Raw genomic sequence first — 25,556 nt, 5'->3', positions numbered from 1 at the left:
ATTCCTCCTTTTCTGCATTTCAATTAAAATTCTGCTAGTTCCCGCATCGCTTTTTCAACTTTGTCCGGGTTGATCATGAAGAATTTCTCCATCGTCGGCGCATACGGCATTGCCGGAATGTCCGGGCCGGCCAAGCGCTTGATCGGAGCATCCAGGTCGAACAGGCAGTTTTCAGCGATGATTGCTGCCACTTCCCCGATGATGCTTCCTTCTTTATTGTCTTCTGTGACTAGCAAAACTTTGCCGGTTTTCTTCGCTGCTTCGATGATCGCTTCTTTATCCAATGGATAAATCGTACGCAGGTCAAGGATGTGCGCGGAGATGCCGTCTTCTGCCAGGCGCTCTGCCGCTTGAAGGGCAAAGTGGACCGCCAGGCCGTAAGTGATGACGGTGATGTCTTCGCCTTCACGCTTCACATCAGCTTTGCCGATTTCGATCGTATAGTCTTCTTCCGGCACTTCGCCTTTGATCAAACGGTAAGCGCGCTTGTGCTCGAAGAACATGACCGGATCTTCATCGCGGATTGCTGCTTTCAGCAAACCTTTCGCGTCATACGGTGTTGAAGGGATGACGATTTTAAGTCCCGGTTGGTTGGCAAAAACCGCTTCCACGGATTGCGAATGGTACAAGGCGCCATGGACGCCGCCGCCGAATGGCGCACGGAAAACGATCGGGCAGGACCAGTCGTTGTTTGAACGGTAACGGATGCGCGAAGCTTCCGAGATGATCTGGTTGACTGCCGGCATGATGAAATCCGCGAACTGGAATTCTGCAATCGGACGCATGCCGTACATGGCAGCACCGATGGCTACGCCCGCGATAGCGGATTCCGCAAGCGGAGCATCCACTACGCGGTCTTCGCCGAACTGGTCGTACAAGCCCTGCGTCGCTTTGAAAACGCCGCCTTTTTTGCCGACATCTTCCCCGATGACAAAGACGTTTTCGTCGCGTTCCATTTCTTCTTTCATGGCAAGCGTGATGGCGTCGATATAATTCATAACTGCCATTATTCGTTACCCCCTTGTTCTGCGTAAACGTATTTCATGGCATGTTCCGGTTCTGCGTATGGTGCATTTTCAGCATAATCGGTTGCTTCGTTGACGATCGCCATGATGCGTTTGTTGACATCCGCTTCCAGCGCATCATCCATGATGCCATTTTCTTTCAAATAAGCGCCGAATAAAAGAATCGGATCTTTTTCTTTTTGTGCAGCCAGTTCATCGGCTGAACGGTATTGGCGGTGGTCATCATCCGAAGAGTGCGCCGTCATCCGCTCAGAGACGGTTTCGATCAAGCTCGGGCCTTCGCCGCGGCGTGCGCGGTCTGCCGCTTCTTTTACGTGCTTATAGACTTCGATCGGGTCGTTTCCGTCGATCGTCACGCCCGGCATGCCGTATCCGGCAGCGCGGTCCGAAACGTTCTTGCTCGCCACTTGGCGGTCATAAGGAACGGAAATCGCGTATTTATTGTTTTCGACCATCGTGATGACCGGCAATTTATGGACACCGGCAAAGTTCAAGCCTTCATGGAAATCCCCTTGGTTGGACGAGCCTTCACCAAGCGTCGTGAATGTGATGAAATCTTTTTTCTTCATTTTTCCGGCAAGCGCCACACCGACTGCGTGCGGCAATTGCGTCGTTACTGGAGAAGAACCCGTCAGGATGCGGTTTTTCTTCTGCCCGAAATGGCCCGGCATCTGGCGTCCGCCTGAGTTCGGATCTTCCGCTTTTGCGAAGGCCGAAAGCATCAATTCTTTCGGAGTCATGCCGAAATGCAGCACGACGCCAAGATCGCGGTAATAAGGTGCGATATAGTCTTTTGTGTTGTCCAGTGCGTATGCCGCTCCGACCTGGGCCGCTTCCTGCCCCTGGCATGAAATGACGAACGGGATTTTGCCCGCCCGGTTCAACAGCCACATGCGCTCATCGACGCGGCGCGCCGTAAGCATTGTTTCATACATTTTCAGCAAATCATCGTTTGATAAGCCTACCTCTTCATGTCTTGAAGCCATTTAAATTCCTCCCTTAGCTATGAATCGCTTTGCCGTCTACAGCCAATGCCGCTTCGCCCATCACTTCGGAAAGCGTCGGGTGCGGATGGATCGTATCGGCGATTTCCCACGGTGTTGCATCCAGAACCATGGCCAGGCCAGCTTCTGAAATCATATCGGTTACGTGCGGCCCGATCATGTGGACACCTAGAATGTCATTTGTCGCTTTATCGGCAACGATTTTGACAAATCCGTCCGATTCTCCGTAAACCAGCGCTTTGCCGATCGCTTTGAAGGAGAATTTGCCGACTTTGACTTCGTGCCCTTTTTCTTTCGCCTGCTCTTCAGTGATGCCGACGCTTGCAGCTTCCGGATTGGAATAAATGCAGCGGGACACCAGATCGTAATTGATGGCATGGGGATTATTACCTTTAATATGCTCGATTGCTGTGATGCCTTCGTGAGATGCGACATGGGCCAATTGAAGGCCGCCGATCACATCGCCGATTGCGTAGATATGCGATTCCTTGGTCTGGAATGACGGTTTGACTTTGATAAAGCCGTTCTCCACCTGGATGTCCGTGTTTTCCAGCCCGATGTTCTCGACATTGGCTTGGCGGCCGACCGATACCAGCATTTTTTCAGCGGTGAAGGTTTCATTGCCGCCTTTTAGTTCGGCTTGGATCGTCACGCCGTTTTCACCGGTTTGGAGGGTATCCGCGAGCACTTTTGCACTTGTTGCAAACTTGACGCCTTTTTTCGCTAGCAGTTTCTGCATTTCTTTTGAAACGTCCTTGTCTTCTGTCGGAACAATGCGGTCTGCGTATTCGATGACCGTTACGTCCACACCGAAATCGTTGAGCATTGAAGCCCACTCGATGCCGATGACGCCGCCGCCGACAATCAGGATGGATTTCGGAAGCTCTTCCATTTCAAGCGCTTCATCGGAGCTCATGACAAATTCCCCGTCGATCGTCAAACCAGGGAGCGTCCGCGGACGAGAGCCTGTTGCGATGATGACGTTATGCGGAATGAGCATTTCGTTCTCTTCGCCGTTTGTCATTTCCACTGAAACCGTACCGGCATTCGGCGAAAAGATCGATGGTCCAAGAATCCGGCCGATGCCTTCATAGACGTCGATCTTGCCTTTTTTCATCAAACCCTTGACGCCATTGTGCAATTGGTCGACAATGCCTTGTTTGCGCTGCTGCACACGCGAAAAATCCAAAGATACTTCGCCTGTTGTCACACCGAAATCCGCGGCATGGTTTTTCGTCGTTGCATAGACTTCTGCGCTGCGGAGCAATGCTTTGCTCGGAATGCAGCCTTTATGAAGGCAAGTTCCACCTAGATTCCCTTTTTCGACGATTGCTGTTTTCAAACCAAGCTGGGCAGAGCGGATTGCTGCGACATAGCCGCCGGTTCCGCCTCCCAGGATGACCACGTCATAATTTTGTACCATATGTGAAGCCAACCTCCTTTAATTATTGTGCTGCTGGATAAATTTTCGCGTCTTCTTCTCCGTGGAGGACACGGGAAGCTCCTTCGGCAAGCGCCTGAAGTTCATTTTCGCCTGGCTGGACCACCACGTCGGCAATCCAACTGATGCGCTTGGTAATCGCTTCCACGAACCCTTTGCCGTAAGCCAGGCCGCCGGTCAGGATGATGGCGTCCACTTGCCCTTCAAGCACGGCGCTCGCAGATCCGATTTCTCTGGCGACCTGATACGCCATGGCATCGTAGACAAGCTTTGCTTCCTCGTCGCCTTTTTGAATCCTCTTTTCGACCCGCACAGCGTCGTTCGTGCCCAGGTAGCCGACAAGCCCGCCTTGGCCGACGAGCATCCGCATGATTTCCTGGCGGTAATACTGGCCGGAAAAGCACAATTCGACCAAATCGCCTGCCGGTACCGTCCCTGCGCGCTCGGGGCTGAACGGCCCGTCGCCATGCAAGCCGTTGTTGACATCGACAACCCGGCCGCCTTTATGCGCGCCGACCGTAATTCCGCCGCCCATGTGCACGACAATCAGGCGAAGGTCGCTATACGCGCGCCCTTGTTCTTTTGCGAACCGGCGGGCGACCGCCTTCTGGTTGAGTGCGTGGAAAATCGATTTCCGTTCAATCAAATGAAAGCCGGAAATCCGGGCGATCGGGTCCAGTTCATCCACCACCACCGGGTCGACAATGAATGATGGGATATTCAATCCGTCAGCAATTTCAAAAGCGATGATGCCGCCTAAATTCGAGGCATGCTGGCCGGATACACCTTTTCTCAGATCGTTGAGCATGGCTTCATTTACTGCATAGGTTCCGCCTTCGATCGGCCGCAGCAAACCGCCGCGCCCGCACACCGCACTCAAATTCGAGACATTCATGCCTTCTTCATCAAGCGCTTCCAAAATGGTCTGTTTGCGGAAGGCGAACTGGTCGATGATGGCAGGGAACTTTTCAAGCTCCTCCGTTGAATGCCGAATTGTTTTTTCCATAATCAGGATATCGTTGTCAAAAACACCGATCTTGGTTGATGTCGAACCTGGGTTTAAGACCAAGATCCGATGCTGCTGTTTTTGCACAGCGACCCCTCCGTTTCGAATGATGTATAAATTTGGGATTAATGCTTCTCGATAACGCTTCAGCCCCGTCACTCATGGCGGGGCTGAAGCGTATCGATTTTTGGATCTTTCATTTGGCGAGCCTGAACGGCCGTTTCCACTTTTCTTCTTATCGTCTGCTTAAGATATTGTGTTCGTTGCGCAGGAATTGGCTTCTTGAGTTGCGCACGCGTTCGATGCGCTCTTCTGCCATGCGGTCAGCCGCCTGATAGCTCGGGATGCCGTCGCGTTTTGCGATTGCAAAGATTTTAGTGATGCTGTCGTAGATTGTTTCAACGCGCTTCATCGCGCGTTCGTTGTTGTAGCCATACAACTCATCGGCTACGTTGATCACGCCGCCCGAGTTGATCACGAAGTCAGGTGCATATACGATGCCGCGTGCTTCGAGTTCATCGCCGTGGCGTTCTTCTTTCAACTGATTGTTTGCCGATCCGGCAACCACTTTCACTTTCAATTGAGGAATCGTGTCATCATTGATGATCGCACCCATAGCACATGGCGCAAAGATGTCCGCATCTTGCGAGTAGATATCGTTCGGCGCCACTGCGACTGCCCCGAAAGCTTCAACCGCACGGTCGACCGCTTCCTGGTTAATGTCCGTTACGATCAATTTCGCGCCTTCTTTGTGGAGGTATTCGCAAAGTGTGTAGGCAACGTTCCCGACACCTTGGACTGTGACAGTTTTGCCTTCCAATGAATCGTCGCCGTATGCTTCAAGAGCCGCCGCTTTCATCCCGATATAGCAGCCGTAAGCTGTAACCGGTGACGGGTTGCCTGAAGAGCCGAATGCCGGCGAAATGCCTGTGACGAAATCGGTTTCTTCGTGGATCAAGTCCATGTCCGCCACTGTTGTGCCCACATCTTCAGCAGTTATGTAGCGGCCGTTCAAGCCTTGGATGAAGCGGCCGAACGCGCGGAACATTTCTTCGTTCTTGTCTTTCAACGGATCGCCGATGATGACAGTTTTACCGCCACCAAGGTTCAGGCCGGCTGCAGCGTTCTTGTATGTCATTCCGCGGCCAAGGCGGATCGCATCTTCGATCGCTTCTTCTTCAGTTGCATAATTCCACATGCGCGTGCCGCCTAAAGCCGGCCCTAAAGTCGTGTCGTGGATGCAGATGATCGCTTTCAAGCCTGAAGTTTTATCTTGGCAAAAAACCAGTTGTTCGTAGTCGTGGTGTTCCATTCTTTTGAAGATTTCCATTGTCAATTCCTCCTAGTATGTTTCGTTGCTTTTAGCTGAGCGAAGCGCAAGTACGAGTGAAAACAATTTTGTTTCGGCGCTGTCTGCGCGGGAAGTCAGCACGATCGGCGCTTTCGCACCCGCGATGACGCCGCCGACTTTCGCCCGGGCAAAATACACCAATGATTTGTACAGGATATTGCCGGATTCAATTGAAGGAACGAGCAGGATGTCGGCTTTGCCGGCAGTATCGCCCGAAAGTCCTTTATGTTGTGCGGCTGCAATCGAAATTGCGTTGTCGAGTGCCAAAGGGCCATCCACAATGCAATCCGTAATCTGGCCGCGCCGGTTCATAGCGGTCAATGCTGCAGCGTCCAAAGTGGCCTGCATGGCAGGGTTGACTACCTCGACTGCAGCGAGCGGCGCGACGACAGGCATCTCTACACCGGTCGAGCGCGCGATATGAACGGCGTTCTGTATGATCTGTGCTTTCTGTTGAAGGTCGGGATTGATATTCATCCCGGCGTCCGTGACAAAAATCAGGCGCTCGAACCCTTCGATTTCAAATGCTGCCACATGCGAGAGAATGCTTCCGGTCCGCAGCCCGTATTCCGGGCTTAAAACCGCTTTCATCAACATGGCAGTGGGGATATGCCCCTTCATCAAAACATTGGAATCGTTCATGTAGACTGATTTAACAGCTTCTTTAGCGGCCAGGGCATTCGTTCCTGCGTGATGGATCGAGACATCCGGGTGTCCATCCAATAAGGGAAATTCCTTTTGGATCATCCTTTTCAATTTCGCTTCATCATCATACAGCCGGAAACTCGCAAGCTTCCGTTCGAGTGCCATGGACACAGCTTCCAAAACTTCCGTATCCGCTGCCGCAGCGACTGCGACGGCATTGTTCTTATCAACCGTAATTTCTTCCATGATCTGCGTCAATGTGGTCATGTCGGTCACCCCATTCCTTCTTAATTAAAACAGATAAAACATTGATATATAAGGCTTGTAAGCGCTTTATTTCAGTTTTAGGGCGAAATCCTTTGCAAATTCTTGCAAAAGTATGCAAGAACCTGCAAAAGCTACGAAAGCCCGTATTTTTCAAGTTTGTAATACAACGTGCGCAAGGAAATCTCCAACTGCTTGGCGGTCTTGGATTTGTTTCCCTTGAACTGTGTCAATGCGTGGTGGAGAATCCCCCGCTCCACCGCATCCAGCTGCTCCTGAAGCGGCACGGACGCTTCAATGGTCACTTCATTTTTCGCCTCAGCCGCACGGAGCATATTGCGGGGAATGTGTTCTTCGGTCAACACTTTATCGTTGATCTGCATGAAAATCATGGAGCGGCTGATGATGTTCTCCAATTCGCGGACATTGCCCGGCCAGTCGTAAACGCGCAAGAGCTGCAGCGCTTTATCGGTGACCGTCTCGACGTTGCGCCCGTATTCCTGGTTCAGTTTCAGCAGCAGGCGGTCGACAATCCGCGGGATGTCCTGCTTCCGGCTGCGAAGCGGCGGAATGAGGATCGGCATTCGGTTGAGCCGGTAATAGAGGTCTTCCCGGAACGTCCCGTCAAGGAGCGCTTTTTCCATATTGGCATTGGTCGAGGCGATGACGCGCACATTGACCGGAATCGGCTTCGTGCCGCCGATCCGCAGCGTTTCATGCTCCTGCAGCACACGGAGCAATTTGCTTTGGACCATCGGCGACAGTTCGCCGATCTCATCGAGGAAGATGCTGCCGTTATTGGCTTCTTCGAACAAGCCGCGCTTCTCGCCGCTTTTGCCGGGAACCGCCCCTTCTTCGTAGCCGAACAGTTCGCTGTCGAGTAATTCCTCGGAAAGGGCGGCGCAATTGACCCGGACGAATTTATTGAATTTCCGCTCGCTTGCGCTGTGGATGGCGTGGGCGAATAATTCCTTGCCCGTCCCCGATTCGCCGCGCAGCAGCACCGTCACAAGCGTCTGGGCAGCGAGCTTGGCCTGTTGGAGGCTTAGCTGCATTTCCGGCGAAAGGCCGATGATGTCGTCGAAAGTATATTTTGACTCAAGTGTGCGGATGATGCTGCGCGCCCGGTCGAGCTCTTTCATGAGCGACCGGATTTCCGTCGTATCGTGGATGACACCGACGCTGCCTTTCAGCTTGTTGTCGACGATGATCGGCGCCACGTTGACGATGACTTCCCGGTTCGCCGGGCCGACCTTCAAGTTGACGCCCCGGTAAGGTTTACGGGTCTGCAGCACTTTCAAATGCATGCTTTCCCCTTCGGTGATATCCGCGGAAGCCGGTTTGCCGATCACGTCCTCCACTTGGAGCCCCGTGATCCGCGTGTACGCTGGATTCACGAGAATGCCGTTGCCGCGCTCATCCACCACTGAAATGGCGTCATCGCTGGACTGGATGATCGCCTGCAGCATCGTCTGCACTTCGTTCAGATCCGTGATCTGTTCAGCAAGGCTGACCACTTCGGAAATGTCCTTGAAAACGGCGAACGCGCCAATCGCTTCGCCCGATTCTCCGATCATCGGAAAACGGGATGTGACGATTTTCATGCCGTTCGTCAAGGCGAGTTCGCGGTTCAATTCCGTCCGCCCCGTCTCATAGATGCGGGGCAGCTCGCTTAGCGGTATCAGTTCGCTGATCGGGCGCCCGATCGCCGAAGCGGCATCGACATCAATCATCCTGGCGGCACTTTTATTGATGAAATTGATGCGGCTCTTATGGTCGATGCCAATCATGCCTTCTTCAATGGAATTGAAGATGATGTTCTGTTTATGGCTTTCTTCGCTCAAGCGCGAAATGAAATGTTCTTTTTCAGTTACGAGCTGTACGAGAACGTTCGCGATGCTGCCGGGGATGATGACTGTGTTCCCCGAAAAGTGATCGGGCAAGTCGCGGTGGACCGCTTCATCTCCTGAGACATTAAAAACGATATCAACTTCTTCGACCGGAAATTCCCGGTAATCCTCCGCCGCCCGGATACCGATTTCCTCGGCCGCTTTCATGGCCGGTGCATCCCGATTGATGTCGGCTACGCCAAACACTTGGAGATACTCCGATTCCAATAAAATCTGGAGAATCGCAGATCCTCCTGCGCCTCCTCCGATAATGACTACATTTTGCAATGGGCTTCATACCTTTCCGCACGGATGCGCAAATTCTTGCACTGCTCCCTTAAGCGTAACGCAGGATGGTTTTCTTGACAACTTTGGGCGAATTGGAAACAATAGATGGAGAAGGAGTGGAAACATGGGACGTCTGATCGCTTTTATCGTATTGCTCATCCCTGGCATCATGGCTGCTTACGGCATCAAATTGATGCGTGATACGCTGTTCAATAAATTGCTCGAGCCTTACCCGGCCCTTTGGCTACAATTCACGCTCGGCACCATCTTCGTCGTACTCGGCATCGGTTTTTTTGCCGGCTTCCTGCTGAACCGGGACCGCAAAAAAGGGACCGTATCGAAAAGATTCCAGAAATAAAAAATTGCGTCTACCTCTCAGAGGCTAGACGCAATTTTTTTGTTACCCGGTCTGGGTAATCGGTGATGATGCCTTTCAGTTCCGGCATGAGTTTCTTCATTGCCGGCTCGGTCCCGCGCATGCCGTAAACCCTCACAGTTTTCTCCATCCCATGGAGGGCTGCCAGTAACGCCGGTGTATAAATCCGTTTGTGCAGATGCAGACTGTCGATCCAATCCATCGCCGCCAATGCTTCGAGCGGAAGTTTTTTCTTCAGGATCAACGCGGTTTCCACTTCCGGCAAAAGTTCCTTCATACTTTTCAGCAAATGGGGATGGAATGAAGACAAATGGAAATTCTCCATCCCTTCAAGCATCGCCGCCAGGATTCTCGGCCCGTCCGGATGTGCGCCAAACGAACTTTTAAGCTCGATGTTCAGCGGCACCCGCTTTTCTTTCGCCCAGTGGAACACTTCATACGCCAACGGAATCTGGTGGTTCCAGATGCGGCGGCGAATCTTCTTGCCGATTTTCAAATCCTTCAAGAACCGGTACTCCGATTCTTCGATTTTCCGGTTCTGGCCGCTCAGCCGTTTTAAATTGTCGTCATGGTAGACGACGACCACCCCGTCTTTGGTGATCTGGACATCCAGTTCGATTCCTACACCAAATTCGCAGGCCTTGTAAAAAGCATTCCAAGTGTTTTCCAGCGTATAACCCGATGCCCCACGATGTGCGTAAACTTCAAGTTCTGGCAAAAGATATCAACTTCTTTCTCATGTATGTTCAGGCACTTGCTGGACATTTCCGCCAGCGAAGTCATTTGAATCCCACATTATGGTCCAGTGTGTCTTCATTAACCCATGTAACTGTCGTTCCCGGCGCGACGGTCACAGAACGTTCGGAAAAGGCCAAGTCTTTCATTGCAATCGTGGTCTCTCCGCTAATGTCCGCCCCTTTTTTCACCATGACCGTCATTTCCATCGCCGGATGGATCGGGCAATAAACATCAAAACGCCCGGGTTCGCCGAAGAAAAATGCTACTTCTTCCCCCGGCGGGAAAATTTCAGAAACTTCCCCTTCTTGAGCTTCCGGAACCCCAGCCGGCGCTTCTGCTCCCCCGCCTTCCTCTTCCCCGCAAGCGCTCAGCGCCAATAGGACACTAAGCAATAAAATCCACCAGGTTCTTCCCACAACAATCCCTTCCTTTCATAACGAATTATGTACAAGGGCTGAAGAATGATGGATATGGAAAGCTGCAGCAGAAGAGAACGCCTTCAGTTAATGGGCTTGATATTTCACTATTGCTCAAATAAAAAAATCATTTTTTTCTTATTTACATACAATATTATATTACTTTTCTATTCATTTTAATAGCCTCTATCCAAAGATAATGCGCGCTTCACCAACAATAAAACACCCCGCTTCCGGGCTCTATCGCCGAGAAACAAGGTGTTGATGGGAATACATTCTGCTATTGGCGATCATCCCACTGGGCGCTATTGACAAACATTGCAATGAATTTCGAGTTGGTCGGCTTGGTCTCGAGATGCTCTTCGCTATAGCCGAAGATTTCGGCGATTTGTCCGATGTCCTTATCGTTCCAAAGAAGTTCAATGGCATGGCGGATGGATCGCTCGACTCTCGATGGCGTCGACCCGAGCCGTTCAGCGACGCTCGGATACAACTCTTTGGTCACCCGGTTCAAGAGCGCCGGGTTTTCCATCACTTGCGAAACCGCCTCTTTCAGGTAATGGTAGCCCTGTACATGCGGCGGAATGCCGATTTCCTTCATCAAGTTTACAATCTTTTCATGCTTAGCCGCTGCTGTCTTCTTAGGGTCGACGGCAACGGTCCGATTTTGCATGATATGGTTAATCTGCACCGCGAGGCGTTCATTTTCGAACGGCTTCATGATGAAATAGGAAGCTCCGTACTGGGCAGCCTGGCTCATGATGGATTCCTGGCCGAAGGCGGACAGCATGATAACCTCAATTCCGCGCAGGTCATCGTCCTCTTTGATGGCATCCAAAACGGCAATGCCATCCAAATAAGGCATGATGATGTCGAGCACCAAAATATCGATCGTATGCTTTTTAAGCATTTCAATGCACGTCTTGCCATTATAGGCAGCTGCAACAACTTCCATATTTGGCTGGTTGCTCAAATAATCGCTCATCAGGGAAACCAATTCGCTATTATCATCTGCGATCGCAATCTTTATCATGTCCATCCACTTACTCCTCCTGTTGGCTGCACTTGCAACCCTATCTCATTGCAAGCTTTCTGTCCTTTGCGAGCGTCAGCAGCTCTTCAGCGTGCTGGAGCGTCAAGTCGGTAATTTCCGCTCCGGACAGCATCCGGCTCATTTCTTCTGTCCGCTCATGGCCGTCCAGCTCGTGGACAGCCGTTGTAGTCCGTTGTTTTTCCACTTTTTTCTCGATAAATAAATGCTGGTCCGCCATCGCTGCCACTTGCGGCAGATGGGAGATGCAGAGCACTTGGGAATGGACGGAGATGGCTGCGATTTTCTCTGCAATCGCTTGCGCCACCCGTCCGCTGACGCCGGTGTCGACTTCGTCGAAAATAATCGATGTGATGCCTTGGTGGCGGGAGAAGATCGTCTTCAGCGCCAGCATCATCCGCGACAATTCACCGCCGGAAGCCACTTTGGTCAATGGTTTTAACGGCTCACCCAAGTTGGTCGATATGTAGAACGACACCACATCGCCGCCGTGGCGGTCAAAACGGCCATTCGGCAATGCGCTGAAATGGACTTCAAAGGAAGCTTTGCCCATATGCAGTTCACGCAATTGCTCCATGATCGCCTTGCCCAATTTCCCAGCGGCCTTTTTGCGGAGGATCGTTAATTCTTCCGCTTCGACGCGAAGGTCGTCCGTCAATTCCTTCAGTTTCGCCTGATCCAGCTGCAGTCGCTGGTCGCGGTTGACCAATTTATCGAGTTCGTCGCTCTGCGTTTCGTAATACAACAGCATGTCCTCGACTGAAGCGCCGTATTTCCGCTTCAGAGATTGCAAAAGCGCAAGCCGCTGTTCGATTTCATTCAAGCGGGACGGGTCGAATTCCATCTGGTCGACAAGCCGCTTGATCTCCGATGCCACGTCCTGCAATTGATAGAACGCACCCGAAACCAATTCGGAGTGGCTTCCGAACTGTTCATCAACCGAAGCGGCGTGTTCGAGTTCCGACATCGCCGAACCGACCCAGTCGAGCCCCTTCGATTCCCCTTGGATCGCTTCATGGGCCGCCGAGACCGACTCATAGATCTTGTTGAAGTTATGCAGTTTCTTCCGCTCCTGCAGGAGTTCCTCTTCTTCGCCCGCCACCAGTTCCGCCGCTTCGAGTTCGCGCAGCTGGAACGTCAGCAAGTCGATGCGCTGCGCAATCTGCTGCTCGTTTTCATTGTAGCTCGCAAATTCGCGTTTCAGCTTCATATATTTATCGTACGTATGGGAATAGCTTTCCTTAGCTTTTGACAATGTCCCGCCGGCAAACTGGTCAAGTAGATGCAAGTGCTGCTTCTCGTCCATCAGCTCCTGCGTCTCATGCTGGCCATGGATGTCGATCAAGGCAGCGCCCACTTCACGCAAAATGGAAATAGTTACCAATTTTCCATTGACCCGGCAGACATTCTTCCCTTTGTCGTTCAGTTCACGGCGCAGCAAAATATCGCCATCAACTGAATCGATGCCGAACTCCGCCAATTTCGTGAATACCGGATGCTTTTCTTCGTCGATCGAAAACAAGCCTTCGATTTCCGCTTTTTTAGCGCCGTGCCGGATGAACTCCTGGCTTCCCCGTCCGCCTGCAAGCAGGTGGACCGCATCGATGATAATTGATTTCCCGGCGCCCGTTTCACCGGTCAAGACGGTCAATCCGTCCGTAAAGCTGACTGTAAGCGCCTCGATAATGGCAAAATTGCGTATATCCAACTCCCGCAGCATACCCATCCACCTCTTTTTTAAAGCATTTCAATTAAACGCTGTCTTAATACTTCCCGTTGGTCCGTGTCCCGGCAAATGATCAGGCACGTATCGTCCCCGCAAATCGTCCCGAGGATTTCTTCCCAGTCCAGATGGTCGATCAGCGACCCGATTGCATGGGCATTGCCCGGCAAGGTCTTCATGATCAGGAAATGGCTCGCTCCGTCGATGCTGACAAAAGCGTCCGTCAACGCACGGTGCAGCTTCTGCATCGGGTTGAAACGCTGGTCCGCCGGCAAACTGTATTTGTAGCGGCCGTCCTGCAGCGGCACTTTCACCAGATGCAATTCCTTAATATCACGTGAAACGGTCGCTTGTGTCACTTCATAGCCGGCAGACTTCAGCAGATCCACGAGTTCGTCCTGTGTCTCTATTTCCCTGTTTGAAATTAAATCCCGAATTTTGATATGGCGTTGGCCTTTGTTCACGATGGCTCCTCCTAGAATGAATAATTATTCTATATATCTTATATCGTACCTTTAAACAGCACGAAAGACAAGCAAGCCGGTAAATTGGATGGAACGTTGCCGTGCCGGAGCCGTTCCGTTCTTTCTGAGCCGAAAAAGAAAACACATCCCTTATGGAATGTGTTTATAAATTTTCGTGGGCCATCGCAACTGTTTTTGCCGCTTGCTCTTCCTTTACAGGGGCGATTTCATCGCCTTCTGCAGCAGACTGCAGATGGAACAGGAATTCGATATTGCCTTCTCCACCGGTTATCGGGGAAAAGGACATGTTTTTTATATGGAAGCCGGCATCTGTCGCAAATGCCCCGACTTTCATCAGTACATCGCGATGGGTTTTCGGATCCCGGACGATGCCTTTTTTGCCGACTGCTTCGCGCCCCGCTTCAAACTGCGGTTTGACAAGCGCAATGACGTCGCCGCCTGGAACCAGCACCTGCTTTAATACGGGCAGGATGTGCTTCAAGGAAATGAAGCTGACGTCGATCGTTGCAAATTCAGGCAGCCCTTCGGCAAAGTCTTCCGGCTTGGAGTGGCGGAAATTCGTCCGTTCCATCACCGTGACCCGCTCGTCCTGGCGGATTTTCCAAGCCAATTGGTTGTACCCGACATCCAAGGCGTACGCGTGCTTCGCACCGTTTTGCAGTGCACAATCTGTAAAGCCGCCCGTCGACGAACCGATATCGAGCATCAATTTGCCTTCTACCGACAAGTCGAATTCCGCCAAAGCTTTCTCGAGTTTCAGGCCGCCGCGGCTGACATATTTCAGGTCATTGCCCTTCATCTGCAGCGGTGCATCCGCCGCAATCTTCTCGCCGGGCCGGTCCATGCGTTCTTCATTTGAATAGATGATTCCGGCCATGATGGCCCTTTTCGCTTTTTCCCGCGTTTCGCAGATGCCGCGTTCCACAAGCAGGACATCGACACGCTCTTTTTTCGGTTTGATCATAGAACGTTCGATTCCGCCTTCTGGGCAGACACCAATTTCTTGGCTACGCGCACCACTTCATCGCTGTTCAGATGGATTTCGTCCATCAGTTCGGCGACATCGCCGTGTTCGATGAACTGGTCAGGGATGCCGAGGCGGTGGACGATTGCGCCCGTATATTCGTTTTCTTCTGCAAACTCAAGTACGCCGCTGCCAAAACCGCCTTGCAGCACAGCTTCTTCAAGCGTGATGACCGGAACTTTGCGTCCGAAGATGCTATGGAGCATTTCCGTATCCATCGGCTTGATGAAGCGGGCATTGACGACTTCTGCATTGATGCCGCCTGCACGCAATTCTTCCGCCGCATGGAGCGCCATCGGGATGGTCGTCCCGAATGTCAGGATGACTGCATCCGTTCCGCGTTGGAGCACTTCCCAGGAACCGATCGGCAAGGTTTTCAAGCTGCTGTCCATCGGGACGCCGAGGCCGTTGCCGCGCGGGTAGCGCAGGGCAATCGGGCCATCGTTGTATTCGATCGCTGTCTTCACCATATGCTGTCCTTCATTTTCATCTTTCGGCATCATGACGACCATATTCGGCAAGTTGCGGAGGAACGCGACATCAAAGACGCCTTGATGCGTTTCGCCGTCTGCGCCGACAAGTCCGGCACGGTCGATGCCGATGAATACATTCAAGTTCTGGCGGCAGACATCATGGATGACCTGGTCATATGCGCGCTGAAGGAATGTCGAGTAGATGGCCAGGAACGGTTTCATATCCTGTGTTGCAAGGCCGGCTGCCATCGTCATCGCATGCTGTTCCGCAATGCCGACATCATAGAAGCGGTCAGGGAATTCGGAGGCGAACCCGACCAGTTTCGAGCCGACCGGCATAGCCGGTGTGATTGCGACAATGCGTTCGTCTTCACGAGCGAGCTTGCGCACCGTTTCAGCGATCAAACCGCTCCACGATGGCGCCGTCGAAGAAGATTTAACCAAATCGCCGGTCTCCATTTTATAAGGTCCGGTTCCGTGCCAAGTGCCGACAGTATCGGTCTCAGCCGGCAGGAAGCCTTTGCCTTTTTTCGTGACCACATGAAGGAGCACGGGGCCTTTGGTTTTCTTGGCATATTTCAGGTTTTCTTCCAGATCTTCGAGGTCATGGCCGTCGATCGGCCCGAGGTAAGTGAAGCCCAGTTCTTCAAAGAACATGCCGGATACCAGAAGGTATTTCAGGCTGTCTTTGACGCGTTCTGCCGTGGAAGCCAATTTGCCGCCGACCGCCGGAACTTTCTTGATCAGATATTCCAGGTCGTCTTTGACTTTGTTGTACTTGCCGGCAGTGCGCATCCGACCGAGGACGCTATGCATCGCGCCGACGTTCGGGGCGATGGACATCTCGTTGTCGTTAAGGATGACGATCATGTCGGTCCCTTCATGACCGATATGGTTCAATGCTTCAAAAGCCATGCCGCCTGTCAAGGCGCCGTCGCCGATGATCGGGATGACGTGGTTTTTCGCTTTTTTGATATCGCGCGCAGCCGCCATGCCCATGGCTGCGGAAAGGGACGTGGAACTGTGGCCCGTCTCCCAGACGTCATGATCGCTTTCATTGCGCTTCGGGAATCCGCAAAGGCCTTTGAATTGGCGGAGTGTATCAAATTGGCTTGCCCGCCCAGTAAGGATCTTGTGGACATAAGACTGGTGCCCTACATCCCAAATCAATTTATCATCAGGGCTGTCAAATACTTTATGCAGCGCCAAGGTCAATTCGACCACGCCTAAATTGGGGCCGATGTGGCCGCCCGTTTTCGAGAGGTTTTCAATTAAAAATCGTCGGATATCTTCACTTAATTCTACGAGCTGCTCGTTGTTCAGCTCTTTTAAGAAAGATGGACTGGTAATCGTATGCAGATCCATTGCCATCACACACCTTCTAAAAAATTTTGCCGCTAATTAGTCTGTCCTTATTATAACAATCTATGCCCAATGTACAAATCAGAGTGCATCGGTTCAGCTTTTTCTTTTTACAATCAACGCCGTCAATTCCTCTAGCAGCGGTTTCGTTCCGCCCAGCTCCGCGATCGCCTTAAGCGCTTCGCCAGCGTGGTAATCCAGTTTTTCTTTCGCTTTCGGAAGCGTCAGCAAGCCCGGATACGTGCTTTTCTCGCTCGATTCGTCCTTGCCGGCGGTTTTTCCAAGTTCTTCGGAAGTACCGGTGACATCCAGGATATCATCCTGGATCTGGAAAGCCAAACCAAGATGCTGTCCGAACCTGCTGAGTGCCACGATTTCCTCATCCGTAGCTTTCGCAAGGATGGCGCCTGCCAGAATGCTGTAGGTCAACAAGGCACCGGTCTTAAGCCGGTGGACTTGCTCAAGCTCTTCAAGGCCGAGCTTCTTCTCTTCCCCTTCGATGTCGAGCACTTGCCCGCCGACCATCCCTTCCGCTCCTGCAGAAACGCTCATCAGATCGATCAGGCGCACTTTGTCTTCGCTGTCGACATGCTGGAGCCTTGCCACGACCCCAAAGCTGTACGTCAGCAAGGCGTCGCCCGCAAGAATTGCCACCGCTTCGCCGAACACTTTATGGTTTGTCGGCATGCCGCGGCGCAGGTCGTCATTGTCCATGCTCGGCAGATCATCGTGGATCAAGGAATAGGTATGGATCATTTCGATCGCCGCTGCGACTTTCAATGCATCCGGATGCCCGTCCCCGAGCTCATGCAGCACCGCCAAAAGAAGGATCGGGCGGATGCGCTTGCCCCCAGCCTGCAGCGAGTAATGCATAGAGTCCTTTAATGAAGCAGGGATTGACAGGCTTTGGATCAAATCAGCCAGTTCCTGCTGGATCAACGGTTCGTAATGGGTTCTGAAATCGGACAGGTTCATTTTGCATTCCCGCCTTCGATATCCGCCGGTACTTCTTTGCCTTCTTGCATCATCGTGACCAATTGCTTTTCAGCGCTCTGCAATTTATCGTGGCAGACTTTCGACAGTTCCATGCCTTTTTGATACAGTGTCAGTGCTTCTTCGAGCGGCACGTCCCCTTGCTCCAATTGACGCACGATTTCTTCGAGTTGTTCCATCGCTTGATTGAATTTGATTTCTTTATCTGCCATCTTTCCGGTCTCCTTTGTTCGCTAGAATGCGTTCGTTTACTACCGCTTTCAATGTACCGTCCTTCATCGCGACGGTCAGTTCGTCGCCAGGTTCCACTTGTTCCACGCTTTTGACCACTTCATCGCCTTTATAGGAGATCGAGTAGCCGCGGTCCATGATTTTCAATGGGCTTAAGGCATCAAGCGTCCGCATGGCCGATGACAATTGGTGGGTCCGGTCCTTGACCGCAAGATTGGCCAATTGGCCGAGCCGGCGTTCAAGGCCGTCCACTTCGAGCATCGCTTGGCGGATCCGGTTCTCCGGGCTCCGTGAAGCCAACTGGTTCGAGAGGTTGCTGTACCGCTCGCGCGCATAGTTCATTTGCTGGAACGTTTCGCGCTGCAGGGAATCGGTCGCACGTTCGATTCGTTCAATGAACGGCCGGTACAGCCGGTCCGGATAAGCGAGCGGGTAGGAAGACGTCAGCCGGCCCAGCGACGCTTTGTCTTTTGCAATGACGTTCGCTGCTTGCCGGTACATGCCGCTCCGGTAGCGGAGCAGCCGGTCCAAAAGTTCCGTTTTGCTTGGAACAGCCAATTCGGCCGCTGCTGTCGGTGTCGGGGCACGCATATCTGCCACAAAATCGGCAATGGTCGTATCCGTCTCATGCCCGACAGCGCTGATGATCGGAATGCGGGACTGGTAGATCGCGCGTGCAACCGCTTCTTCATTGAACGCCCATAAATCCTCGATCGAGCCGCCGCCGCGCCCGACAATCATGACGTCGAACTCGTGCTGGTTGGCAGCTTGGATGGACTGGACGATCGATTGGGTCGCCTGAGCCCCTTGCACGAGCGTCGGGTAGATGACCACTTTCGCCAGCGGGTAGCGCCGGTTAAGGGTGATGACGATGTCGCGTACTGCAGCACCCGTCGGAGCTGTCACCACGGCAATCCGTTCCGGAAAACGCGGGAACACCTTTTTATGGGCAGGATTGAACAAGCCCTCTTTTGACAGCTGCTCTTTCAGCTGTTCAAAGGCCAGGTAATAATCGCCGACCCCATCGGCCTGCATCGACTGTGCATAAAGCTGGTATTGCCCGGATGCTTCGTAAACGGTTACATCCCCTCGGATCAATACAGTCATGCCGCTTTCAGGCCGGAACTTCACCGCTTTCGCATTGGCAGAGAACATGACCGCCGGCAAGCGGGACACATTGTCTTTCAACGTGAAATAAATATGGCCGCTCGTATGGATTTTGACGTTCGACAATTCCCCTTTGACGTAGACATCACGCAGATGGGGATCGACGTCGAATTTCTTTTTTATGTATTTGGTCAATGCTTTTACAGATAAATACGGGTCTGCCGCCAAAATTACAACCCCAATCATCGAAATTAAAAAGCTGTCTTTCTCTCGAAAAACAGCTCTGTTTCTATTTATTTTACATGGTTTGGCCGGTTTTGTCTTTCGACAGCCCGTTTTCGGCGGATTGCAAGGTGTTCTCCATGAGCATGGCAATGGTCATTGGTCCGACGCCGCCAGGAACCGGCGTCGCGAATGAAGCGGTCTCAAGGATATCCGCATAGTCGACGTCCCCGCAGAGCTTGCCGGATTCATCCCGGTTCATGCCGACGTCGATGATGACCGCCCCCGGTTTGATGTGCGTGTGATCGATGAATTTCGCTCTCCCGATCGCCGCAACCAGAATGTCCGCCTGCCTGGTGAACGAGGGTAAATCTTTTGTTTTGGAATGGCAATAGGTAACCGTTGCATCTTTTTGCAGCAGCAACTGCCCGACCGGTTTGCCGACAATGTTGCTGCGCCCGATGACGACTGCATGTTTCCCGGCAGGATCGATGCCGTAATGTTCCAGAAGCTTCATGATGCCATGCGGCGTGCAAGGCAAAAACGCCTCTTTTCCGATCATCATGTTGCCGACCGAAATCGGATGGAAACCGTCAACATCCTTCGTTGGCGAAATCGCGTTGATCACCTTAAACTCATCGATATGCTTCGGCAGCGGCAGCTGCACCAAAATTCCATGGATGCCTGGGTCATTATTCAGTTCGTCGATTTTTGACAGCAGCTCCGCTTCGCTCAGCGACTCCGGAAATTCATGGAGATCTGAACGCATGCCGAGCGCTTCGCACGTCCGCTGCTTGTTTTTTACGTATGTAAGGGAAGCGGAGTTATCTCCCACCAGCACCACCGCTAGTCCCGGGGTCACTCCTTGGCTTTTCAATTTTTCAACGCGCACTTTCACTTGCTCTTTAATCTTCTGGCTTACTGCTTTTCCGTCGATGATTGTCGCCGTCACAAAAAAACCCTCCAATTCAGTTTGCTTGCCTGTTCGTGCCTTAGTTTGCCAATTCGTCAGTGAACTTCGACAAAACGCCGTTTACAAAGCGGCTCGATTTGTCATCGCCGAACGTTTTGCTGAGTTCGATCGCTTCGTTCATGACCACGCTCGAAGGCGCATCTTCCATGAACGCTAGTTCAAAGACCGCCATGCGGAGAATCGTGCGCTCGACTTTCGGAAGCCGCTCAAGCGACCATTTCTCCAAATGGCCTTTCAGTTTTTCATCGATCGCCGCCATATTGGCATGCGTCCCCTGGACCAGCAGATCGTAAAAATTGTCTTTCTCCATGCCCATGACATGTTCGGCTGCCTCGTTGACAGTCAGCTCTGTGCCGTCCAGCTGGAACAATGTCTGAAGCGCCTTTTCTCGTGCCTCGTGTCGTTTCATAAGTTTTCCGGTCTCCTTTACACCCTAATTACCCCTCATTATACAGGTAATCTGTTTGAAGTTCCAAGTTTGAAATGTTCTGACAAACCTAGGCTCCGCCCTGCGGCGGAACCTAGGTTTTGCTTCGAAGCTAGTGAGCGAAGCGAACGATGCAGAAGCAAAGATTGTACTATTAATCAGCTAGAAAGAAATAAATTTTACTACCGTCGCTTTTTATAAACAAATGGATTTGCGCAGAAGCTAACGCAGCGGTGTCTAGACAGGCAGAAACGTTTTGCTATATACCACCTTTTGGCACCAAACAAAAAAGGCGCCGGCTGGGCCGGCACCTCTTTCATTTCAGTTTGATGAGATCAATGATGCTCTTCCCCGGTTTCAAATTGCACACCGGTGATGTGGACATTGACTTCCTGCGTCTGCAGGCTCGTCATGTTTTCAAGCGTCTGGCGGACATGTTCCTGTACTTTCAACGCGGTCTTCGGAATCGACACGCCGTAGTTCACGACACAATAGACGTCGATCATCAGCCCGTTTTCAGACAGCTCCGTTTTGACTCCTTTGCCATGGACTTTCTTGCCCAAGCGTTCGACAACGCCGGACGCGAAGTTTCCGCGCATGCTCGCAATGCCTTCAATGTCCGAAGCCGCAATGCTCGCAATGATTTCAAGCACTTCCGGTGCCACTTCGATATTGCCTAGATCTTGTGCGCCATGGGATTTCATGCGCAAATATGGTGCCGCTTTTTCAGCCATAGGGCAACGCTCCTTTTAGGATTCTAGAACATCGTACTTTTCAAGGAATTTCGTGTTGAAATCGCCGGATTTGAACACTTCGTGATCCATTAGCTTCAAATGGAACGGGATGGTCGTATGGACCCCTTCGACGACAAATTCATCGAGGGCACGCTTCATTTTCGCAATCGCTTCTTCACGGGTGTCCGCAAATGTAATCAGCTTAGCCACCATAGAATCATAATAAGGCGGAATGCTGTAGCCCGGGTACATGGCCGAATCCACACGGACGCCGAGCCCGCCTGGCGCCAGGTACATGGTCACTTTGCCTGCCGAAGGCATGAAATTCTTCGCCGGGTTTTCCGCGTTGATGCGGCATTCGATCGACCAGCCTTTGAACGTCACATCTTCTTGCGTGTAGGCAAGCGTTTCGCCTGATGCCACGCGCAGCTGCTGCTGGATCAAGTCGATTCCGGTGATCATTTCCGTCACCGGGTGTTCGACCTGGATGCGGGTATTCATTTCCATGAAATAGAACTTCTGGTTCACGGCATCGAAAATGAATTCGACCGTTCCCGCTCCCCGGTAATTCACAGCAAGCGCAGCTTTAACTGCCGCTTCGCCCATTTCAGCGCGAAGTTCCGGGCTTAGTGCCGGTGAAGGTGCTTCTTCCACTAGTTTTTGCATGCGGCGCTGGATCGAGCAATCGCGCTCGCCCAGATGGATTGCATTGCCATGGGAATCGGCCAACACCTGGATTTCCACGTGGCGGAAATCCTCGATGAATTTTTCGATGTAAACGCCCGGATTGCCGAACGCTGCGGCTGCTTCTTTTTGGGTCATACGAAGTCCGGTAATGAAATCTTCGCGATCGCGGGCGACGCGGATTCCTTTTCCGCCGCCTCCTGCTGTCGCTTTGATGATGACAGGGAAACCTATTTCTTCAGCAATTTCCAAGCCTTCTTTTTCGCTTCCAACAATGCCGGTTGAACCCGGAACGACCGGAACGCCAGCTTTGCGCATCGTTTCACGCGCAACATCCTTCGTCCCCATCTTCGAAATCGCATCCGAAGTCGGACCGATGAACATGATATCGCAAGCTTCGCACAATTCGGCAAAGCTCGCATTTTCAGCCAGGAAACCATATCCCGGATGAATGCCGTCACAATTTGTCAATTTCGCTACAGAAATGATGTTCGAGAAATTCAAATAGCTGTCTTTGGACGCTTTCGGCCCGATGCAATAAGCTTCATCGGCCAATTCCACATGGAGCGCCTCTTTGTCGGCCTCAGAATACACAGCGACCGTTTCAATGTCCATCTCTTTGCACGCACGGATAATGCGGACTGCAATTTCTCCGCGGTTAGCGATCAATACCTTTTTCATAAGCGACCCCTCCTCAGTTGGTTTTAACGAGGAATAGAGGCTGGCCGTATTCTACTAGCTGGCCATCTTTTACAAGAATTTCAGCAATTTCCCCATCTACTTCCGCTTCGATTTCATTGAACAATTTCATCGCTTCGACGATGCAGACCACCTGGTCAGCTGAAACTTTCGTTCCTGGCTGTACATATGCTGGTTCTTCCGGTGATGGCGACTGATAGAATGTCCCGACCATCGGCGAAAGGATTTGGTGAAGGTTTTCGTCGTTTTGGACCGCCACTTCAGGCGCTTCTTCAGAAATCAGCTCTTCCGCTTTTGCTGCAGGAGCTGGCGCAGCCGCTTTCGGCGCTTCTTCCATTTTTGGAGCCGGTGCCGCTGGCGCCTGTGCTGCAGGTGCTGAAACCGCCCCGCCGTTTTTCTTCAATTTCACTTTCGTGCCTTCGGATTCGTAAGTGAATTCATCGATTGACGAGCCATCCACTAGTTTGATGATTTCGCGAATTTCCTGGATTTTCAAATTATCCAACTCCCTTTATGTATGGTTGTGCCTACCTGTACTATTTTAGACTTTTTCAGCCCATTTTGGAACAGCGAGCTTTTCTTTAAAAAAAGGCCTCTTCAGAAGAGGCCGATTTTCATTATTGTGCGCGTGAAACGTAAGAAGAATCCGTCGTGTTGATGATCAGCTTGTCGCCTTCGTTGATGAAGAAAGGCACCTGGATGACAAGGCCGGTCGTCAGTTTAGCCGGTTTCGTGCCGCCGCTTGCTGTATCGCCTTTGATGCCCGGATCTGTTTCAGCCACTTCAAGAACGACCGAGTTCGGCAATTCTACGCCAAGCACTTCGCCCTGGAATTGGATCACTTGGACTTCCATGTTTTCCTGAAGGAACTTCAATTCATATTCGATGCTCTTTTCAGGAAGCTCGATCTGATCATAAGTTTCCATGTCCATGAACGCATGGACATCGCCGCTCGCATACAGATATTGCATTTTGCGGTTGTCGATCTGTGCTTTCGCCACTTTCTCACCGGCACGGAACGTTTTTTCCGTTACGCTGCCTGTGCGCAAGTTGCGCAATTTCGTACGGACGAATGCCGCACCTTTGCCCGGTTTTACGTGCTGGAATTCCATTACACGCCAGATGGCGTTATCCACTTCGATTGTCACGCCTGTTTTAAAATCGTTTACTGAAATCATTTAATTTCCTCCGTTACTTGTAAAATACGCAGCTCTTTCGTCGAATGAGTTAATCGCTCATTGCCAGACTCGGTAATCATTATATCATCTTCTATGCGCACTCCGCCAATTCCCGGCAGATAAATGCCCGGCTCTACCGTCACGGCCATGCCCGGTTCAAGAACTGTCTGCGATTTAGATGATAACCCGGGAGCTTCATGGACTTCAAGCCCGATGCCATGGCCGGTTGAATGGCCGAATGCTTCGCCGTAGCCTTTTGATTTGATGTAATCGCGTGCAATCGCGTCGGCTTCAATGCCCGTCATTCCCGGTTTGATGTTTTCGAGCGCGAGCACTTGAGCATCCAGGACGACCTGATAGATTTCTTTCAGTTTGTCAGACGGTTCACCGACAGCCAGTGTGCGTGTGATATCCGAAATGTAGCCATTGTAGAGCGCTCCGAAATCGAGCGTAATCATGTCGCCCGCCTCGATCCGCTTGTCCGTCGCCACCCCGTGCGGCAATGCGGAACGGGTGCCGGACGCAACAATGATATCGAACGACGACGAGGTTGCGCCTTGGCTGCGCATGAAGAATTCAAGTTCATTTGAAATCTCCAGCTCTGTTTGTCCGGGGCGGATGAATGTGCAGATATGCTCGTAGGCAGCATCGGCAATTTTTGCAGCGGCTTTTAGCACTTCGATTTCTTCCGGCGTCTTGAACATCCGGATTTTTTCAATCAACCCGCTGACAGGTTTCATTTCTGCATTCATTTTCTCTTTGTACTGGCTGTAAAGAGCGTACGTCATGTAATCCTGTTCGAATGAAACTGTCTTCAAAGTAAGTGATTGAACAATTTCAGCGACTTCTTCCAGTAAATTCGTCTTTGCCTGGACCACTTCGAATTCCTTGACTTGGACGCCGGCCTGTTCGGTATAACGGAAATCGGTGATAAAAAACGCTTTTTCCGGTGTCAAAAGCGCCAGCCCCGCTGTCCCGGTGAATTCGGTGATGTAGCGCAGGTTGTATTGGCTGGTGATCAAAAGAGCCTCGATTTGCTGTTGTTCCATTTCATTGCGTAATTTTTGAAGTTTCAATGGGTTCATCCTCTCGATTGTTGTAGGAGCAGCGCGTGCAGCGCCAATTTATAAACGTCCTGGCCAAAGCCCGTAATTTGTCCGGCCGCAACCGGCGCGATATAGGAATGATGGCGGAACTCCTCCCGCTTATAAACGTTTGAGATATGTACTTCAACCACAGGGATTTGGATGGAGGCAATGGCATCCCGGATGGCGACGCTGGTGTGTGTATACGCCCCAGCATTCAGCACAATGGCATCCGTGCCGTCGTCAGCTGCCAAGTGGATCCAGTCGACCAATTCCCCTTCATGGTTCGACTGCATGCACATCAGGTTGATCCCGTTGCTGCCGGCAAAATCCATCAATTCATTTTCCAATTCCTCCAAAGTAAATGTACCGTACGCTTTTTTCTCGCGTTTGCCGAGGCGGTTCAAATTCGGCCCGTTCAAACACAACACCTTCATTTCTCCCAACTCCCATCTGTCACAGTCTTCATTATTTTATCATAAGGGAATGCCAGAGCAAATATTTCCTGAATAATGCCGCGGCGGTTCTATCTCAAAGTTTTTCCCGACCTGGCTTTTGTTTCTTATTGCGTTTTTGGTTTTTGAACAATAAACCTTATGTAGTTTAGTACATTTATATTTTATTTCAGCACTTTTATGCGATTTTCCTATTGGACCGGTTTT

26 protein-coding genes are annotated in these 25,556 nt (G+C 51.6%); 1 reads left to right on the top strand and 25 read right to left on the bottom strand.

Annotation, left to right across the window (positions count from 1 at the left end; all coding sequences use genetic code 11):
* Window positions 1-23: 23 nt before the first annotated feature.
* From ACFSDB_RS14525 to ACFSDB_RS14495, 7 genes are all read right to left on the bottom strand, one after another.
* Entirely contained in the window at window positions 24-1,007 is a 984-nt protein-coding gene (locus tag ACFSDB_RS14525; protein WP_204890507.1) for an alpha-ketoacid dehydrogenase subunit beta, read from the bottom strand.
* Window positions 1,007-2,011, bottom strand: a complete 1,005-nt coding sequence (locus ACFSDB_RS14520) for a thiamine pyrophosphate-dependent dehydrogenase E1 component subunit alpha (RefSeq protein WP_204890506.1) — start codon at window positions 2,009-2,011, stop codon at window positions 1,007-1,009. The genes ACFSDB_RS14525 and ACFSDB_RS14520 overlap by 1 nt, the downstream gene beginning before the upstream one ends.
* A 13-nt stretch (window positions 2,012-2,024) precedes the next feature.
* Complete coding sequence (gene lpdA, locus ACFSDB_RS14515; protein ID WP_204890505.1) at window positions 2,025-3,452, bottom strand: dihydrolipoyl dehydrogenase; 1,428 nt, start codon at window positions 3,450-3,452, stop codon at window positions 2,025-2,027.
* A gap of 22 nt (window positions 3,453-3,474) precedes the next feature.
* Window positions 3,475-4,563 (bottom strand): butyrate kinase, encoded by a 1,089-nt coding sequence (gene buk / locus ACFSDB_RS14510; protein ID WP_204890504.1) that lies wholly within the window; start codon window positions 4,561-4,563, stop codon window positions 3,475-3,477.
* 148 nt (window positions 4,564-4,711) lie between these two features.
* Window positions 4,712-5,806, bottom strand: coding sequence for a Leu/Phe/Val dehydrogenase (locus ACFSDB_RS14505; protein WP_204890503.1), 1,095 nt, complete (start codon window positions 5,804-5,806; stop codon window positions 4,712-4,714).
* Window positions 5,807-5,818: 12 nt separating this feature from the next.
* Window positions 5,819-6,739 carry a phosphate butyryltransferase gene (gene yqiS, locus ACFSDB_RS14500; RefSeq protein WP_204890502.1) on the bottom strand — a complete coding sequence of 307 codons (921 nt, stop codon included), beginning with the start codon at window positions 6,737-6,739 and terminating at the stop codon, window positions 5,819-5,821.
* A 131-nt stretch (window positions 6,740-6,870) separates the two neighbouring features.
* Window positions 6,871-8,913, bottom strand: a complete 2,043-nt coding sequence (locus ACFSDB_RS14495) for a sigma 54-interacting transcriptional regulator (RefSeq protein ID WP_204890501.1) — start codon at window positions 8,911-8,913, stop codon at window positions 6,871-6,873.
* Window positions 8,914-9,037: 124 nt separating this feature from the next.
* Here ACFSDB_RS14495 and ACFSDB_RS14490 point away from each other — a divergent pair, with 124 nt between their 5' ends.
* On the top strand, window positions 9,038-9,271 hold the full coding sequence (locus tag ACFSDB_RS14490) for a DUF2627 domain-containing protein (RefSeq protein WP_204890500.1): 234 nt from the start codon (window positions 9,038-9,040) through the stop codon (window positions 9,269-9,271).
* A gap of 10 nt (window positions 9,272-9,281) precedes the next feature.
* Here the strand turns inward: ACFSDB_RS14490 and ACFSDB_RS14485 are convergent, their stop codons facing one another.
* The 18 genes from ACFSDB_RS14485 to aroQ all read right to left on the bottom strand — a co-directional run bounded on the left by ACFSDB_RS14485 (window position 9,282) and on the right by aroQ (window position 25,331).
* Window positions 9,282-10,007 carry a glycerophosphodiester phosphodiesterase gene (locus ACFSDB_RS14485; RefSeq protein WP_204890499.1) on the bottom strand — a complete coding sequence of 242 codons (726 nt, stop codon included), beginning with the start codon at window positions 10,005-10,007 and terminating at the stop codon, window positions 9,282-9,284.
* 61 nt (window positions 10,008-10,068) lie between these two features.
* Complete coding sequence (locus ACFSDB_RS14480) at window positions 10,069-10,443, bottom strand: plastocyanin/azurin family copper-binding protein (protein ID WP_204890498.1); 375 nt, start codon at window positions 10,441-10,443, stop codon at window positions 10,069-10,071.
* Between the two features lie 280 nt (window positions 10,444-10,723).
* Window positions 10,724-11,482: a sporulation transcription factor Spo0A gene (spo0A, locus tag ACFSDB_RS14475; RefSeq protein WP_204890497.1), complete on the bottom strand. Its 759-nt coding sequence runs from the start codon at window positions 11,480-11,482 to the stop codon at window positions 10,724-10,726.
* A gap of 34 nt (window positions 11,483-11,516) precedes the next feature.
* On the bottom strand, window positions 11,517-13,214 hold the full coding sequence (gene recN / locus ACFSDB_RS14470; RefSeq protein ID WP_204890496.1) for a DNA repair protein RecN: 1,698 nt from the start codon (window positions 13,212-13,214) through the stop codon (window positions 11,517-11,519).
* Between the two features lie 17 nt (window positions 13,215-13,231).
* Window positions 13,232-13,681 carry a transcriptional regulator AhrC/ArgR gene (gene ahrC / locus ACFSDB_RS14465; RefSeq protein ID WP_135501202.1) on the bottom strand — a complete coding sequence of 150 codons (450 nt, stop codon included), beginning with the start codon at window positions 13,679-13,681 and terminating at the stop codon, window positions 13,232-13,234.
* A 163-nt stretch (window positions 13,682-13,844) separates the two neighbouring features.
* The gene (locus ACFSDB_RS14460) at window positions 13,845-14,663 is read right to left on the bottom strand and encodes a TlyA family RNA methyltransferase (protein ID WP_204890691.1); all 819 of its coding nucleotides are present in this window, start codon (window positions 14,661-14,663) and stop codon (window positions 13,845-13,847) included.
* Complete coding sequence (dxs, locus tag ACFSDB_RS14455) at window positions 14,663-16,564, bottom strand: 1-deoxy-D-xylulose-5-phosphate synthase (RefSeq protein ID WP_204890690.1); 1,902 nt, start codon at window positions 16,562-16,564, stop codon at window positions 14,663-14,665. The genes ACFSDB_RS14460 and dxs overlap by 1 nt, the downstream gene beginning before the upstream one ends.
* Window positions 16,565-16,657: 93 nt before the next feature.
* The gene (locus ACFSDB_RS14450; RefSeq protein ID WP_204890495.1) at window positions 16,658-17,536 is read right to left on the bottom strand and encodes a polyprenyl synthetase family protein; all 879 of its coding nucleotides are present in this window, start codon (window positions 17,534-17,536) and stop codon (window positions 16,658-16,660) included.
* Window positions 17,533-17,766, bottom strand: coding sequence for an exodeoxyribonuclease VII small subunit (gene xseB, locus ACFSDB_RS14445; protein ID WP_204890494.1), 234 nt, complete (start codon window positions 17,764-17,766; stop codon window positions 17,533-17,535). Before xseB ends, ACFSDB_RS14450 begins: the two co-directional genes overlap by 4 nt.
* Window positions 17,756-19,120, bottom strand: coding sequence for an exodeoxyribonuclease VII large subunit (gene xseA / locus ACFSDB_RS14440; RefSeq protein ID WP_204890493.1), 1,365 nt, complete (start codon window positions 19,118-19,120; stop codon window positions 17,756-17,758). Before xseA ends, xseB begins: the two co-directional genes overlap by 11 nt.
* Window positions 19,121-19,190: 70 nt before the next feature.
* Window positions 19,191-20,066 (bottom strand): bifunctional methylenetetrahydrofolate dehydrogenase/methenyltetrahydrofolate cyclohydrolase FolD, encoded by an 876-nt coding sequence (gene folD / locus ACFSDB_RS14435; protein WP_204890492.1) that lies wholly within the window; start codon window positions 20,064-20,066, stop codon window positions 19,191-19,193.
* A gap of 40 nt (window positions 20,067-20,106) precedes the next feature.
* A complete protein-coding gene (gene nusB / locus ACFSDB_RS14430; RefSeq protein ID WP_204890491.1) occupies window positions 20,107-20,496 on the bottom strand; it encodes a transcription antitermination factor NusB in 390 nt (129 codons plus the stop codon).
* Window positions 20,497-20,849: 353 nt separating this feature from the next.
* Entirely contained in the window at window positions 20,850-21,248 is a 399-nt protein-coding gene (locus tag ACFSDB_RS14425; RefSeq protein WP_204890490.1) for an Asp23/Gls24 family envelope stress response protein, read from the bottom strand.
* Between the two features lie 15 nt (window positions 21,249-21,263).
* Entirely contained in the window at window positions 21,264-22,613 is a 1,350-nt protein-coding gene (accC, locus tag ACFSDB_RS14420) for an acetyl-CoA carboxylase biotin carboxylase subunit (protein WP_204890489.1), read from the bottom strand.
* Window positions 22,614-22,626: 13 nt separating this feature from the next.
* A complete protein-coding gene (accB, locus tag ACFSDB_RS14415) occupies window positions 22,627-23,127 on the bottom strand; it encodes an acetyl-CoA carboxylase biotin carboxyl carrier protein (RefSeq protein WP_204890488.1) in 501 nt (166 codons plus the stop codon).
* A gap of 121 nt (window positions 23,128-23,248) precedes the next feature.
* The gene (gene efp / locus ACFSDB_RS14410; RefSeq protein ID WP_204890487.1) at window positions 23,249-23,809 is read right to left on the bottom strand and encodes an elongation factor P; all 561 of its coding nucleotides are present in this window, start codon (window positions 23,807-23,809) and stop codon (window positions 23,249-23,251) included.
* Window positions 23,806-24,894: a M24 family metallopeptidase gene (locus ACFSDB_RS14405; RefSeq protein WP_377340425.1), complete on the bottom strand. Its 1,089-nt coding sequence runs from the start codon at window positions 24,892-24,894 to the stop codon at window positions 23,806-23,808. The genes efp and ACFSDB_RS14405 overlap by 4 nt, the downstream gene beginning before the upstream one ends.
* A complete protein-coding gene (aroQ, locus tag ACFSDB_RS14400) occupies window positions 24,891-25,331 on the bottom strand; it encodes a type II 3-dehydroquinate dehydratase (RefSeq protein WP_204890485.1) in 441 nt (146 codons plus the stop codon). Before aroQ ends, ACFSDB_RS14405 begins: the two co-directional genes overlap by 4 nt.
* Window positions 25,332-25,556 lie beyond the last annotated feature (225 nt).

The sequence above is a fragment of the Planococcus chinensis genome, from assembly GCF_042681545.1.
GTDB classification, from domain to species: Bacteria; Bacillota; Bacilli; order Bacillales_A; family Planococcaceae; genus Planococcus; species Planococcus chinensis.
This window is presented reverse-complemented; position numbering and strand designations above follow the sequence as displayed.